Annotated in this window: 18 protein-coding genes; 5 read left to right on the top strand and 13 right to left on the bottom strand. The window is 51.9% G+C overall.

Translation table 11 applies throughout. The features are described from left to right. Positions 1-134 precede the first annotated feature (134 nt). From ACPUC8_RS23485 to ACPUC8_RS23530, 10 genes are all read right to left on the bottom strand, one after another. The gene (locus ACPUC8_RS23485) at positions 135-1,223 is read right to left on the bottom strand and encodes an acyltransferase family protein (protein WP_494927503.1); all 1,089 of its coding nucleotides are present in this window, start codon (positions 1,221-1,223) and stop codon (positions 135-137) included. A 237-nt stretch (positions 1,224-1,460) separates the two neighbouring features. Further along, positions 1,461-2,213: an L-cystine ABC transporter ATP-binding protein TcyN gene (gene tcyN, locus ACPUC8_RS23490; protein WP_039331796.1), complete on the bottom strand. Its 753-nt coding sequence runs from the start codon at positions 2,211-2,213 to the stop codon at positions 1,461-1,463. After that, positions 2,210-2,878, bottom strand: a complete 669-nt coding sequence (tcyL, locus tag ACPUC8_RS23495; protein WP_034824349.1) for a cystine ABC transporter permease — start codon at positions 2,876-2,878, stop codon at positions 2,210-2,212. Before tcyL ends, tcyN begins: the two co-directional genes overlap by 4 nt. Further along, entirely contained in the window at positions 2,878-3,678 is an 801-nt protein-coding gene (tcyJ, locus tag ACPUC8_RS23500) for a cystine ABC transporter substrate-binding protein (RefSeq protein WP_494927504.1), read from the bottom strand. Before tcyJ ends, tcyL begins: the two co-directional genes overlap by 1 nt. Positions 3,679-3,831: 153 nt before the next feature. Next, on the bottom strand, positions 3,832-4,818 hold the full coding sequence (locus tag ACPUC8_RS23505; RefSeq protein ID WP_494927505.1) for a D-cysteine desulfhydrase: 987 nt from the start codon (positions 4,816-4,818) through the stop codon (positions 3,832-3,834). Between the two features lie 131 nt (positions 4,819-4,949). Continuing rightward, complete coding sequence (gene fliZ / locus ACPUC8_RS23510; RefSeq protein WP_039331790.1) at positions 4,950-5,453, bottom strand: flagella biosynthesis regulatory protein FliZ; 504 nt, start codon at positions 5,451-5,453, stop codon at positions 4,950-4,952. 47 nt (positions 5,454-5,500) lie between these two features. Then, entirely contained in the window at positions 5,501-6,223 is a 723-nt protein-coding gene (locus ACPUC8_RS23515) for an RNA polymerase sigma factor FliA (RefSeq protein WP_058973537.1), read from the bottom strand. A gap of 143 nt (positions 6,224-6,366) precedes the next feature. Continuing rightward, positions 6,367-7,335, bottom strand: a complete 969-nt coding sequence (locus ACPUC8_RS23520; protein ID WP_494927506.1) for an HNH endonuclease signature motif containing protein — start codon at positions 7,333-7,335, stop codon at positions 6,367-6,369. A 393-nt stretch (positions 7,336-7,728) separates the two neighbouring features. Next, positions 7,729-8,106: a cell envelope integrity TolA C-terminal domain-containing protein gene (locus ACPUC8_RS23525; RefSeq protein ID WP_494927507.1), complete on the bottom strand. Its 378-nt coding sequence runs from the start codon at positions 8,104-8,106 to the stop codon at positions 7,729-7,731. A gap of 111 nt (positions 8,107-8,217) precedes the next feature. Continuing rightward, positions 8,218-9,558: a FliC/FljB family flagellin gene (locus ACPUC8_RS23530; protein ID WP_494927508.1), complete on the bottom strand. Its 1,341-nt coding sequence runs from the start codon at positions 9,556-9,558 to the stop codon at positions 8,218-8,220. A gap of 424 nt (positions 9,559-9,982) precedes the next feature. Here ACPUC8_RS23530 and fliD point away from each other — a divergent pair, with 424 nt between their 5' ends. The 3 genes from fliD to fliT are packed head-to-tail and all read left to right on the top strand — an operon-like array spanning position 9,983 to position 12,186. Next, a complete protein-coding gene (fliD, locus tag ACPUC8_RS23535) occupies positions 9,983-11,413 on the top strand; it encodes a flagellar filament capping protein FliD (RefSeq protein WP_494927509.1) in 1,431 nt (476 codons plus the stop codon). 9 nt (positions 11,414-11,422) lie between these two features. Continuing rightward, positions 11,423-11,830 (top strand): flagellar export chaperone FliS, encoded by a 408-nt coding sequence (gene fliS / locus ACPUC8_RS23540; protein WP_034824372.1) that lies wholly within the window; start codon positions 11,423-11,425, stop codon positions 11,828-11,830. Then, positions 11,830-12,186, top strand: a complete 357-nt coding sequence (gene fliT, locus ACPUC8_RS23545) for a flagella biosynthesis regulatory protein FliT (protein WP_494927510.1) — start codon at positions 11,830-11,832, stop codon at positions 12,184-12,186. Before fliS ends, fliT begins: the two co-directional genes overlap by 1 nt. A gap of 53 nt (positions 12,187-12,239) precedes the next feature. Here fliT and yedD read toward each other — a convergent pair whose 3' ends face one another. Continuing rightward, positions 12,240-12,707 carry a lipoprotein YedD gene (gene yedD / locus ACPUC8_RS23550; protein WP_494927511.1) on the bottom strand — a complete coding sequence of 156 codons (468 nt, stop codon included), beginning with the start codon at positions 12,705-12,707 and terminating at the stop codon, positions 12,240-12,242. A gap of 148 nt (positions 12,708-12,855) precedes the next feature. On the opposite strand from yedD, the gene ACPUC8_RS23555 reads away from it, so the two are divergent. Further along, the gene (locus ACPUC8_RS23555) at positions 12,856-13,179 is read left to right on the top strand and encodes a DUF6388 family protein (protein WP_034824381.1); all 324 of its coding nucleotides are present in this window, start codon (positions 12,856-12,858) and stop codon (positions 13,177-13,179) included. 197 nt (positions 13,180-13,376) lie between these two features. On the opposite strand, the gene iraP is transcribed toward ACPUC8_RS23555, so the two are convergent. Then, positions 13,377-13,670, bottom strand: a complete 294-nt coding sequence (gene iraP, locus ACPUC8_RS23560; RefSeq protein WP_039331764.1) for an anti-adapter protein IraP — start codon at positions 13,668-13,670, stop codon at positions 13,377-13,379. Positions 13,671-13,840: 170 nt separating this feature from the next. Here iraP and ACPUC8_RS23565 point away from each other — a divergent pair, with 170 nt between their 5' ends. Then, positions 13,841-14,080 (top strand): DinI-like family protein, encoded by a 240-nt coding sequence (locus ACPUC8_RS23565; RefSeq protein WP_494927512.1) that lies wholly within the window; start codon positions 13,841-13,843, stop codon positions 14,078-14,080. Positions 14,081-14,100: 20 nt separating this feature from the next. Here the strand turns inward: ACPUC8_RS23565 and ACPUC8_RS23570 are convergent, their stop codons facing one another. Then, a complete protein-coding gene (locus ACPUC8_RS23570) occupies positions 14,101-14,367 on the bottom strand; it encodes a hypothetical protein (RefSeq protein ID WP_494927513.1) in 267 nt (88 codons plus the stop codon). Between the last annotated feature and the right edge of the window lie 4 nt (positions 14,368-14,371).

The raw sequence follows: 14,371 nt of genomic DNA on the forward strand, positions 1-14,371 counted from the left end.
CGCCCCCATCTCACCAGCAACTTCCCGATGATCAGTCGGGGATCATAGCACCCGGAGGAGAATGATCGAGATATAAGGGTCGCCATTTATGGCGACCGAAAACCAACATTACCCCAGATACGCCCGCATGCGCCCTATGGCAACGGCGCAGACTTCGGCTCCAGTGTCGGTTTACGCAGCAAGCGCGGATACAAGAACAACATGCGTCCCGGCCCACGATTCAGCACGGACCACACCAACAACGAAACCGCCACACAGACAGCAACGCCCGTCACCGGCATCAGTATCGCCCACGCCCAGCTGAACACCGCATTGCCAAACCAGCCGTAGTGCAGTGCCAGCGCAATCGCGCTCAAACCCAGTAATTCGATAAAGATACGATGCAGCACATAAATCTGCAGGGTGTTGCGGCCAATCCAGTTCAGCCACGCCATATTCAGGCGCTCATTAAGGAAGCGACATACCACAATGCCAAACACGATAGTCAACAAACTGTAGAAGGGATTTTTATAGATGCCGCCCACATGGTGCGCGACGCCAATCAGCGCGATAGCCGCCAACAGCAGCCAGTGCTGGCGCTTGAGCTGACTGATCTCAATCAGCGACTGGCTAAAGAACACGCCAAGCAGGAAGTAGAGATAGTTTTGCGCCACGCTGGTTGGCCCCCAACCGGGGATCAGGCTGAACTGCGCCGCGTAATTGGCCAAAATCGCCAACAACACCAGCGCGATTTTCTGGCGATGGAACAACTTAGTGAACAGGAAGAACCCGGCCAGCGCATAGAGATACCACAGGCTGGTCATGGCGGTGAACAGCAGCTTGATGAACTCAAACGGCGTATCGGCATAGGCAGCATTCTTCGCACTGGAGAGCTTTTCCCCAAGGTGAGTGGAAATGTAATGAATACTGACCCACTGAATCGCTCCCCACAGTAAATAGAGATAGACGATGTTACTGAACTTCTTGGTAAACACCTCTTTCCAGCTCTTCTTAATAATCGAACTCGCTGCCAGCAGTCCGGACACAAAGAAAAACGCGGGCATACGTAGCGGCGAGAGGTAAGTGTTAAAGGTCACCCACCAGTGCGCGGGCACCACACCGGTGGTGAGATGATGTATCGAAGGAGCGAAGGTGGTGATGATCGAGTGGTGCAACACCACCAGCAAGATACAGGCACCTTTTAGCGTGTTGATCCAGAGGACCTCGTTTCTGGCATTACTCATTGTTTTATCCTGATTGCGCCATGAATTTGTAAAGAATTATTTATATTTACAAAGTTGTCTCAATCGGGCGGCTCTTAAAATTCCTTTAGCCTGTTGCTACAGAAATTTTAGTCATGATAAAACACCTAAATTCAGTGGGTTATTTAATCGAAGCGTAAATATTTTCAGAAGAAACTGAGAGCGGTTAATGACATAACGCAGAAAGGAAGCGCCATCCGATCCAGACGGCGCTTGAGACTATTGGTTAAGAAACTTGTCGAGAAATTGCCGGGTGCGTGCCTGCTGCGGGTTGCTAAACAGTTCTTTTGCTGGCCCCTGTTCGACAATGCGTCCCTGATCCATAAAGATGGCGCGGTCAGCGACATCGCGCGCAAAGCTCATCTCATGCGTCACGATTACCATGGTGCGCTTCTCCTCTGCCAGCGCGCGGATGGTATTGAGCACCTCCCCCACCAGCTCCGGGTCCAGTGCCGACGTCGGTTCATCAAACAGAATCACCTGTGGACGCATCGCCAGCGCACGCGCAATCGCCACACGCTGTTGCTGTCCACCGGAAAGACGGCGTGGGAAACTCTGTTCCTTACCGTGCAACCCGACTTTCTCCAGCAAGCTACGTGCGCGAGAGATCGCTTCCGCTTTCGGCTCACCTTTGACGATCACCGGACCTTCAATAATGTTCTCCAGCACCGAACGATGCGGGAACAAATTGAAGTTCTGAAACACGAATCCCACCTGCTGACGCAAGCGGCGCACCTGCTCTTTTTGCTTGTTGAGCCCGAGGCTGGCATCAATGGTGATATCGCCGACCGTGACACGACCACTTTCGGGCACTTCCAGCAGATTGATACTGCGCAGCAAGGTGGTTTTACCCGATCCACTCGGACCAATGATCGCCACCACCTCACCTGGAGCCACATCAAGATCGATGCCGTGCAGCACGGTCTGGCCGTGGAACTGCTTCACTAGCTGGCGTACTTCAATTGCACTCATTTCGCCTCCCGATCCTGTCGATTCACATGCGCTTCCAGACGGTTTTGCAGCGCCGACAGCACGGTCGCCATCACCCAGTAGATCAGTGAAGCGGCCAGATACATGGTGAACACTTCCAGTGTACGTGAGGTGATCAGCTGCGCCTGACGGAACAGCTCTGGCACCTGAATGGTGGCCGCCAGTGAGGTGTCTTTCACCAGACTAATAAAGCTGTTGCCGAGTGGCGGTAACGCAGTGCGTGCCGCTTGTGGCAGGATCACGCGGCGCAAGGTTTGCCACGGCGTCATGCCGATACTGGCTGCGGCTTCCCACTGCCCGCGCTCAATGGCAGCAATCGCGCCACGCAATGATTCTGAGGCGTAGGCTGCGGTGTTAAGCGACAGGCCGATCATCGCTGACGGAATCGGATCCAGCTCGATACCAAACTGTGGCAGACCGTAATAGATCATAAACAGCTGGGCGATGAGAGGGGTGCCACGGAAAATCGACACGTAAATACGCGCCAGCCAGTTTATCGGCCAGAAGTGTGACAAACGCATCAGTGCCAGCACAAAGCCGAGTACCAGGCCAAAGAACATCCCGCCGATACTCAGCTGCAGTGTGAACAACGCGCCCTTAAGTAAAAATGGTGCTGAATCCAGCACCAGTTGTAGGCTTTCCTGCATTATTTAGTGACGTCCGCGCCGAACCATTTCTCAGAGAGTTTGCTCAGCGAGCCATCTTTTTGCATGTCGGCAATTGCCGCATCAATGGCTTTCAGCAAATCATCATTGCCTTTACGCAGGGCAACGCCCGATTCCAGACGAGAGAACGCCGGGCCCGCGACCGCCATGGTGTCGCCCGTTTTCTTCACCAGATCCAGCGCCGCTAAGCGGTCAACCAGGATGGCATCAACACGGCCAGAACGCAGATCCTGATATTTGGTTGGGTCATCATCATAGGTACGGATGTCCACGCCTTTGACGTTATCGCGCAGCCACTGTTCGTAGTTAGAGCCCAGGCCGACACCGACTTTCTTGCCGGACAGGTCTTCCGGCTTAGTGATGCTGCCGGCGTTTTTCTTCATGGTCAGCGCCTGCACGCCAGAGATGGTGTACGGGGTAGAGAAGTCATACTTCTTTTTACGCTCAGGTGAAATCGTCACCTGGTTGATCACCACGTCGATGCGTTTTGAGTCCAGCGCGGCCAGCATGCCATCCCATTTGGTCGGCTTAAGGTCGGCTTTCACGCCAAGATGCTGAGCCAGCTCTTGAGCGAACTCCACTTCAAAACCGGTGAGTTTGCCGTTTTCATCCTGGAAACTGAACGGTGGATAGGTCCCTTCCAGACCCACGCGCAGCTCGCCTTTACTTTTCACCTGCGCCAGCAGATCTTCCGCTGCGAAGGATTTGGTGTTCACGCCCGCAACCAGCGCGACCGCCATCATGCCCATCACCAGTTGGCGACGAATTGGAGAGAAAGTCATGTTGACCCCATTTTTTGTGATGTGTTGTTGTGTGTCTCTTGGTGCGCATCAATGCTCCCCTACGAAAATGATATTGCCTCCTCGTAGGGTTGCCATTTATGGCGACCGTTTATGTAATAACCGCCGGATTATAAACTTTTTTTTGCTGCTGTCTCAGACCGAAGGATGATAAGCAAATAACGCAGGCGATCCACCGGTATGCACAAATAACAGTGGCCCTTCCCGACGGAAGCGGTTCTGCGCAATACCATCGATCAAGCCCGCCATCGCTTTGCCGGTATAGACCGGATCCAGCATGATGCCCTCCAGACGCGCCAGCAGCTTCACCGCTTCCATACCCTCTTCGTTCGGTTCACCGTAACGCGGGGCGAAATAGTCATCCCACAAGGTGATCGGCGCATGCACCTGCACTTCAAGCTGTTCTGCCAGTGCCGTGCGAATGCGTTCTACTACCGGCAGTTGTGCCTCAACTTTGCGTGAAACAGTCACACCCACTAATTCGGTTTCTGGCAACAAATGCTCAAGGCCCACCGCCAGACCGGCGTGGGTGCCTGCACTCCCGGACGCAACGACGACGGCGGCAAAATCCACCACGCCTTCACTTTGATGGGCGATCTCTTGGGCGCACTCTACATAACCTAGCGCACCCAAGGCATTTGAGCCGCCAACGGGTACCACATACGGACGGAAGCCCTGCGCTTCCAGACGATCGGCCTGTTCAGCGAGTTGTTCAGTGGGATTGTACAGCGACTCCACCATCACCACCTCGACGTCCATCAGGTCGAGCAGCAGGCGGTTGCCATTAGAAAGGTAGTTTTCGCTGGTCGTGCCAATAGGATTTTCCAGCAGTGCGACACACTTTAAGCCGAGACGAGCGGCCACCGCTGCGGTCTGTCGCACATGGTTGGATTGAATCGCACCTGCGGTCAGCAACACGTCGGCCCCTTCACGCAACGCATCGGCAGCGAGGAATTCGAGCTTACGCAGTTTGTTGCCACCCAAAGATACCGGCGTGAAATCATCACGCTTGATAAAGATATCGCGACCGAGGTAGTCAGAAAGCCGTGGCAAATGCTCAAGCGGCGTAGGCGCACCGAGTAATTCAAGACGAGGGAACTGGTGCAACAGGTGTAAGGACAATGCAGCCTCCATTCGGGCAATGTGCAATTATCCCTATAGTGTTGCAGAAGATGAGAAAAGTCGCACCCGGAAATCTGCGAGCGCGGCCCTTGTTGCCGCTATGCTCAGCAACAACAAGGGCAGGATCACAATCAGCCCTGCTGCCAGCCTAAAAACTGGTCATATTTGCGCAGCGCGATGCGGTAGTTATTGTTACCGGCATCAGGTAAGTCGTTTTCCAGACACTCATGCCAGCTGATGCCCCGTAATCTGTCGGCCGGGAAATTTTTCGCTTTCAGCATGTCATCAAGACGACGCAGGCGTACTACATACTCACGTATGGTGCTGTGACTCATTTCGGTCTGTTCAAACAGGTATTGCTTGAACGCCATAATGTCGAAGTAATTCGGATGGGTATTACAAAAAATATCGCTGCAAAAACGACACAACGCGGTCAATTCCGGCTGGAGTTTCATCCACACCTGATCGTCAATCATCTGGTCCATGCGTGCGATGGCCTCTTTATTGATGATCTGGCCGCGGAATACTAACGCCATGCGGTCTAAAACCTTGCCACAATGTGAACAATTGCTTTGGCTGTGTTTGTAGTCTTTAAGATAACGACTTAAAGGTCTGGCTTTGGCTTTGGCTCCCATTGCTGAGTCCCCGGTATTTTTATTTTTGATCCCAGGAACTGAGTCTGTCAGCGCGCCCCCGCTAATCGGGCACGCAGGCGTTTGATCGCCTGACTGTGCAGCTGGCTGACGCGGGATTCCCCCACTTCCAGCACTGCGCCAATCTCTTTCAGGTTCAGTTCTTCCTGGTAGTACAGTGTGAGCACTAATTTTTCACGCTCGGGCAACGCCTCGATCGCTTCAATTACGCGGTCACGCAAGTTTCCTTCCATTAACTGATGAAGCGGGTTGGCTTCTTCATGCCCTTCCGTCACCAGCTCCGCACTGTCACCGTGTTCTTCCCGATACTCGTCGTAGGAGAAAAGTTGGCTGTTGTTGGTATCGAGCAAGATCTGCCGATACTCCTCCAGCGAAACATTCAACTGTTCAGCCACTTCCTGCTCAGTAGCCGAGCGCCCCAACGCTTGTTCTACTTGATGCATAGCACCAGCCACTTCGCGCGCATTACGACGTACGCTACGAGGTGCCCAGTCGCGGCTGCGCAGTTCATCCAGCATTGCGCCCCGGATACGCTGCACGGCATAGGTGGTAAAGGCGGTGCCTTGTAGCGCGTCGTAGCGCTCCACGGCATTCAATAAACCAATGCCACCAGCCTGCAGCAGATCGTCAAGCTCAACGCTGGCTGGCAGACGTACCTGCAAGCGCAACGCTTCATGTCGCACCAGAGGAACGTAGCGCTGCCAGAGCGAATGTTTATCCATCACGCCTTCGGGCGTATAGAGATCGTTCACGATGACTACCCTGCGTTAATAAAGTTATCGGCATGATTATCCAATTCTGTAGGGGTTTCGATTGGCAGAATAGGCGGGAAAAAGCGAGGTTATTTCAAATTTGTTATGGATGGCGGCGCAATGCACCGCCATCAGCCCGATGTCTAGCGCAGATTACGCAGCCGTTGCCGCGTGCCAGGCGGCACCGCGTCCCACAGTGCACAGGTTTTGCCCTCAAGTGTCTGATAGAAATCGCTTACCGACACTTCAGTTTCCAGTGCCGGATTAAACACCACCTGCCCAGTTTCTGCGTCGATGCTTATCATTTTGTTGATAAACAAGCGCTGTAGATCACTGCGCAGGAACAGGCCGTTATCGACGCTGTTATCCGCCAGAAAGCCCTCTTCATTTTCTTGCGTATCGATATAGCAGGCTTCCACCCATGGCCAGCTGTGGCGTTCGGTGAGCTGCGTTCCGGTAATGATGCAGGCACCATAGCGTGCCTTTACCGCCGAACTGAACTCCGCCTGGCTGGCGCGCTGGAACACTTTGGCTTTCACACGCCGACCCACTTCCGTACCCGGCATCACGGCCGTAGGCACTTTATGATGCGGCGTGCTTAACACCACCAGAAACTGAATCTTGCGCGACAGCGGGAAACAGGGATGCGCATGGGGATCAAACAGCTGCCAATACTCCTCCTCTTCCGTTTGACGCATCAGCACCAGTTTGAACCCTCGACTGGAGAGCAGGTTCTGCGCTTCTGCCGAGTGAGGATCGAGCATGGCGTACACCTGCGTTTCCCCCACCACTTTCCAGCGCCCTTCTTTCTTTATTTCATCGTTGCGACGGAAATAAAGGAAAGCCTGTTGCGTCTTCAAATAGTGCTCAAAACGGCGCAGATAGTTTTTGCGTTCGTTATCTTCCGAGACGAACAGCAGATCCTCCAGCGGGCTGTTGATCTCTTCCTGCGCGAACACCGCGCGGATGATTAAATTGCGAAAGCTGGTCGACGGGCTCAGCAACCCGCGTGCGGTGAGTTCTTTCTCGTCAGGATGCTGCTGCGCATAGCGCAACGCAATCTCTTCGAAGGTCAGTTGCTCACCTGGTAACAAGTCATAATTGAAGCGCATAGACACCCCAGAAACAGGAAAAATAGAGCGTAAAAATTGGAATGATTCTGGAGTGGTTATCGGCATTTTTGTGCGGGACTGTAACAGGGTGGTTACTTTTCTGAGGATGTAGGGTGGTGGGGGAAATCAGCCTGTTCGATAAGGCACAATTTGATTTATCGCAGCAACAATCACTGCTTAAATTTGTAGGGTGCGGCCTTTGGGCTAATGCTGGTTACGTAAGCGCTTTTTGGCCGCCATAAATGGCACCCCTACTAGAATGTTGTGGTAATGGTGGTCACTTAAACGCATTTTGGTCGCCATAAATGGCGAGCCTACGAGAATGGATACTGTTTTTCGTAGGGTGCGCCTTTATGCGCACCAAGATAAATGCTCATTTCGTTGCGGCGCGATTTATCGCGCTTTTTCTTTTTCCGGCGCAAACAACAGCGCCACAGTTTTCATCTTCTCATGAACTTCCACTGATGGCGGTGCCGGTAACGCGGCATGATTTACGGCATATATGGCCGCCTCACACAGCCCAAGATCGCCGGTCGTATTATGAATCCCGGTGAGTTGCCCTTTGTCATCCAGATCGATACGCATATTGCAGCGTTTGCCAATAAAGTGGTCAACATCATAAAGCTCCAACTGAATGGCGTAGACAATACCTTCGTAGTAGCTTTTAAAATCAGTCACCGCAGGGAGTGGCGGCGGCGTGCCGTGAGTGCGCGGGTGTTTGATCGGGGTACAGCCTGCGAGCAAAAAAAGTGTAATAAGGATAAGTCGCATGGTTCACGTCCTGTGAAGAAGAGTGTAGTGAGTATATAAGGATATTCATGATATGCAGGTATAAAAAAACCCCGCCGAAGCGGGGTTTGATAAGCAAGAAGCTTAGAGCGATTAGCCCTGCAGCAGAGACAGAACCTGCTGTGGAACCTGGTTAGCTTTAGCCAACACTGAGTTACCCGCCTGCTGGATGATCTGTGCTTTAGACATGTTTGAAACTTCTGTTGCGTAGTCAGCATCCTGAATACGAGACTGTGCTTCAGACAGGTTGGTAGTGGTGTTGTTCAGGTTGGTGATAGCAGAGTCCAGACGGTTCTGTACCGCACCCAGGCTTGAACGGAATTTGTCTACCTGAGAGATAGCCTTGTCCAGCAGGGCCAGAGGATCTGAAGTAGATGCTCCTGCGAACTCAGTTGAAGCAGTAACTGTAGTTGTTCCATTACTCTCTGTGCCACTGCTCAGCTCGATACCAGTGGTACCTACAGTAGAGGTTGGTGTTGCTGAATCTTTAGAGTTAGCGAGTACGTCAGTACCAGTAGTACCAGCCTGATAGTTTTTGCCTTGGATGGTAACAAAACCTACGGCGTTGCCGCTAGCATCAGCGCCCACTTTAATCAGCTGTTTAGATTGAGCTGCACCGTTGGTATCAATTCCATTGGCAGCATCACCGTAAGTTACATCAGTGGTGTTCAGCTCTACTTTACCCGCATCTCCTGTTGTAACGCTGCCATCGCCCACAGAAACAGAGTAAGAATCGCTACCAGACTGAACAACATATTCGTTCTTGCCAGTAATCTGGTGCAGAGAAAGAGTGCTTGCATCAACCCCCAGAGTTTTAGCAACGTCAGTCAGGTTAACAGCTGTTTGAACACCGGTAGTTGAATCAGCTACGGTGCTGATAGAAGCGCCAACATCCAGAGTATTTTTAGATACTGAGAAACCGCTCAGACCCAGAGTTGAAGAGTCAATCTGCTGCAGGTTGATGTCGATAGTCTGGCCATCGTTTGCACCAACTTGGATAGACATTTTGCCGTCTTTAGCCAGTACGTTCACGCCGTTGAACTGAGTCTGACCAGATACACGGTCAATTTCGTCCAGACGTGATTTGATTTCGTCCTGGATTGAAGACAGGTCAGAATCTGAGTTAGTACCGTTCTGAGACTGTACAGTCAGTTCACGAATACGCTGTAAGTTGTTGTTGATTTCTGACAGTGCGCCTTCAGTAGTCTGCGCAGCAGATATACCGTCGTTGGCGTTACGAGCAGCCTGAGTCAGGCCGTTGATGTTAGAGGTGAAGCGGTTGGCAATTGCCTGACCAGCAGCGTCATCTTTAGCGCTGTTGATACGAAGACCAGAAGACAGACGCTCGATAGAAGTAGACAGAGCAGACTGGTTCTTGTTGATGTTGTTCTGAGTGATCAGCGAGAGGCTGTTGGTGTTAATTACTTGAGCCATGGTTTAAGTTCCTATTAATCAAGTCTTTGGTTAAGGTGTGGGCTTCAACCCGCCGGCNAGAGGCTGTTGGTGTTAATTACTTGAGCCATGGTTTAAGTTCCTATTAATCAAGTCTTTGGTTAAGGTGTGGGCTTCAACCCGCCGGCTTCAGCGCCGTCAAAGTTGTTATCGTCTACCTGCTAACAACCTTTAGATTTTTTTTAGTACCAGGCGAAATTTTTTCTCTTCAACCTGTCACGCTTATCTTTATCGCCCTCACCCAGCACTTCTTTAGTGCAACCCAAGCACTTTTCTAGCGCGAGAAATACCCTTCTCTATATGCCTTATTCGCTTTATCACTCGCTGATAAATAATTTTAAACTTTGCCCATCAAAAGCCGATAACCCGGGTATTCACTCTCCGTGTCGATATAAAAGGAAACAACATGGCTAGTATCTCTACGCTCGGTATCGGTTCAGGACTCGATTTAAGTACCATTCTGGATAACCTGGAAACCGCCGAGAAAGCGTCTCTGACACCGATTTCCACTCAGCAAACGGCCTATACTGCCAAACTGAGTGCTTACGGGACGCTGAAAAGTGCCCTGACCACCTTCCAGACCGCTAACACCACGCTCAATAATGCCGATCTGTTCACCGCGACGTCTGCCAGCAGCAGTTCCAGTGCCTTTAGCGCCACCACATCGGGTTCCGTGGTTGCCGGTAAATACACCATCAGCGTGTCGCAGCTGGCTCAGGCTCAAACCCTGACTTCAGCAGTACAGACCAGTAACACCACTGCATTAGGTGACAGCTCCGCCAGCAGCCGTACACTGACCATTGCGTTGAAAGACGGCACCAGCAAAGATATCTCTCTGACCAGCGATCAAACCTCGCTGACGGGTATGCGTGATGCCATCAACAGTGCTGATGCCGGCGTCTCTGCCACCATTATTAAAGTCGGCGATGGCAGCTACCGTTTATCGCTGACCTCAAGCGAAACCGGCAGTGATAATGCCGTCAGCTCGATAAGCGTGACCGGTGATGACACCTTGCAGGGCATTGTGGGTTATGACTCCACTGCCAGCAGCAACGCGATGACCGAGAGTGTCACAGCGCAGAATGCCAAGTTAACCGTTAACAACGTTGCGATTGAGAACAGCAGCAATACCATCAGTGATGCGCTTGAAGGAATTACGCTCAACCTGAATGACACCACTAGTGGCAATCAGACGCTGACCATTACCAAAGACACGACGAAAGCTGAAAATGCAATTACCAGTTGGGTGGATGCTTATAACACCTTGCTGGACCAGTTCAATACGTTGACCAAATACACCGCCGTTGACGTTGGTGCTGACTCACAAGATTCCAGTAACGGCGCGCTGTTGGGTGACAGCACCCTGCGTACCATTCAGACCCAGTTGAAGAGCATGCTGACCAATGCGCAGAGCTCTTCTACTTATAAAACTCTGGCACAGATTGGTATCACTACCGATCCGACAACGGGTGAATTGGAAACCGATTCTGACAAACTGGAAACGGCGCTGACCAGCGATCCAGACGGCGTAAAAGAGATGATCGTCGGTGATGGCAAGACCACCGGGATCTCCACCACCATCGCAACGAACCTGACTGGCTGGCTTTCCAGTACCGGTATCGTGCAGGCCGCCACTGATGGCGTGAGCAAAACGCTGAACCAGCTGACGACTCAATATAACGACATGAGCACCCGTATCGACAACATGGTGGCGCGTTATAAAACCCAATTTACTCAGCTTGATGTCCTGATGAGCTCGCTCAACCAGACCAGTAGCTATCTGACACAGCAGTTCGAGTCATCCAGCAGCTCTAGCTCCAGCAGCTCTTCTTCATAAGGAGTGATCATGTACAGCGCAAATGGCACTAAAGCCTATGCAAAAATTGGTGTGGAGAGCGCAGTGATGAGCGCTAACCAGCAGCAGCTGGTCTCCATGCTGTTTGACGGCGCGCTCAGCGCGCTGGTACGTGCCCGCCTGTTCTTGCAGGATGGCAATATTGAAGGCAAAGGTTCATCGCTGTCGAAAGCGATCAACATCATCGAAAACGGACTTAAGCAAGGTCTGGTGGAAGGTAGCGGCGATGAGCTCACCGATAATCTGGTGGGGCTTTACGCCTATATGGTCCGCCGTCTGCTGCAGGCCAACCTGCGAAATGACGTAGAAGCCATCGAAGAAGTCGAAGGTCTTTTACGCAATATCGCTGATGCCTGGAAAGAAGTCGCACAACCTCAACACCTTCAGGACGCCGTTTAATGAATAACGCACCGCAACTGATTACCGTTTACCAACAGCTACTCGATCTCAGCCATGGAATGCTGCGCCTGGCCGCAGACGGCGAATGGGATGACCTGATTACAAAGGAGATGGATTATGTCAGTGCGGTGCAAACATTGGCCCGCTCGACGGAAGCCGCGTCGCCGTCCAGCCAGCTGCAGGATCAGCTGCGCCCGGTACTGCGTCATATCCTCGACAATGAGAGTGAAGTCAAACGTCTGTTGAAATTGCGTATGGACGAGCTGACGCTGCTGGTGGGCCAGTCATCTAAGCAGAAATCGGTGATGAGCGCCTACGGCAAGCAAGGTAATGTGTATTTGCCGCAGAGTTCGTGATCGTCATGAAGTGTGAATGAGAAAGGGTGAGCCTCGTGCTCACCCTTTTTTTATTACTTCTGTGCAGGCACCGACACCGGCTCCATAATTTGCGGCTGAATATTCTGAATCACCGCGTCATTTGGGCGTTTCGCCACCTCTTCTAAGGCCTGCTGGCACTCTACGGTTGGACGATCGACCTTACGCATCCGCAAGCCGTCATAACGCAGCTCACCGTTCTGCAGGGTAATCGGCATCACGCGCACCTGACGTGTCACGTTGACCCAATCATCGCCCAGGCGGGTTAATTTGCCCGGCTTGGCAATCACGCGCTGCCACTGGCGGCAATCCAGCGTATCGCCCTGCGCACCGATAATCAGGCTGCCGATAGCTTGATCACTGATCAGCTTGCTTTGTGGCCCCACGGTCTGCCAGTTACCTTGTAATTCCTGCGGTGCCGGGGTTTTTACTGCCCCTTCATAGCTGGTGATTTGCGCACATCCGCTCAATGCCAATGCGGCCAGTACCATCCACTTTTTCATTATCGATTCCTACGCTCGCTTCAATGCCCGGTACGTTATAATTTTTCGCGTAAGTTACGCAAGGAATCTTCATTAAAACCCGGTGGTTCCTGACAATGTTCCCGGCGCGCGTTACACTAGCGCGCAAGATGATCAGCAGGAATTCCGAATGAAAACCCCAGAAGAGTATTACGCACAAGCCCGCACCATGTTTTTTGCTGCGCATGCCGATTTCCAGGCCGCGCTGGATGAGTTAACCGAAAGTGATGCGCGTGCGGCTAACCTGTCTTTGCGTCAACTGCGTGAATGGCATGCCGAGCGTATTTACGCGGCGTTCCTGCGCCAAAAGAAACTGGATGGCATGCTGTTTTCTATTCAACTGGCCGAACCCGATAAAGCGGTTGCTGCGGAAGCCATTGAAACCTATTTAAAATCTCATGCGGAAGCGCTGGGGATGACGTGGGAAGAGTTCTGTATTAAGAACGAACTCTAAGCGGAGCGGTACTAAAAAGGCGTCTCAGATACACCTCCAACCACACAAATGACCAAGGAAAAAGTTGTACAACACCATCGAAGTTGTATAACTTATCTCTGACGGCTTAGGTCGTAGATTGTCCTTGAACGAAGGTGCTGTTGCACCGCCTCTGGAGGAGTTGCTGGATTTCCCCTCCAGAGGTAGTATTTTTTCCCCTACTCTTCGCGCTCAATACCCTTCACCTCAACATAGCTCGCCACCGCCAACAGACGATTAATATGGGTGAGCAGCAGATCCACATCCGACTGCAAAAACTCATGCCCGCTGCGGGAAGCCGTCACAATCGCATCCTGAACGGTATCGCTAATGGTTAAGCTATTATCCTGCTTCGCATGAATCAGCAAGGCCGCGATCAGTAATGATTGCGCTTCAACCTGCGCCACCAGCTCTTTTGCTTCCGTATCCATTTTTGCCATTTTCAGCAAGATATCGATCACCAGTTGCCGCATGTCTACCTCCCAATGAGTCCATTTCCCTGTGTAACGCTGTTGAGTATCAGCGCAAATCCTGTGCGCCGCTTGCCAGAAAGAAAAAATTTCCAGCCGACTAGCGTCGATGACTTGCTACTGTTTTTATTTACAGTAATATGACGCACCCTTTTGAAGAATGGAATGCCCTGATGTTTGTGGAGCTGATTTACGACAAGCGCAACGTTGCCGGTTTGCCAGGCGCACGCGAGATGATTTTGCAGGAGCTGGAGAAGCGCGTGCAACGTGTATTTCCTGAGGTTGAGGTGCGCGTCAAGCCGATGGAGCGTAATGGGATTGATACCGATTTGAGTAAGAACGAAAAAGCAACTATCGCACGTATTGTCGAAGAGATGTTCGATGAAGCGGATATGTGGCTGGTGGCCGAATAGGCCACCCGCACGAAGGGAAATTAACTTTCTTGTTCGCTGTGATTGATGGTGATCTCTAAATCCTGAATCGTCTGCTCAATGTCATCCAGCAGTTTGCCCTGCTTATTGAGCAGCGTGTCGAAACGTCCCGCATACTCTTTATCCTTATACTCGCCTGCATCGAAGGCTAACCAGTGGCTGGAAAGCGTCTCGGTGTTGGTCTGTGCGTAGTGACGCATCTCTTTAAGCTGTGAGGTGACATCACGCAGGTAGTCGGTTTTGGTTTTGACAGTCTCTGTATCACTCATGGTG

This window comes from Pantoea sp. CFCC18177, from assembly GCF_059412425.1.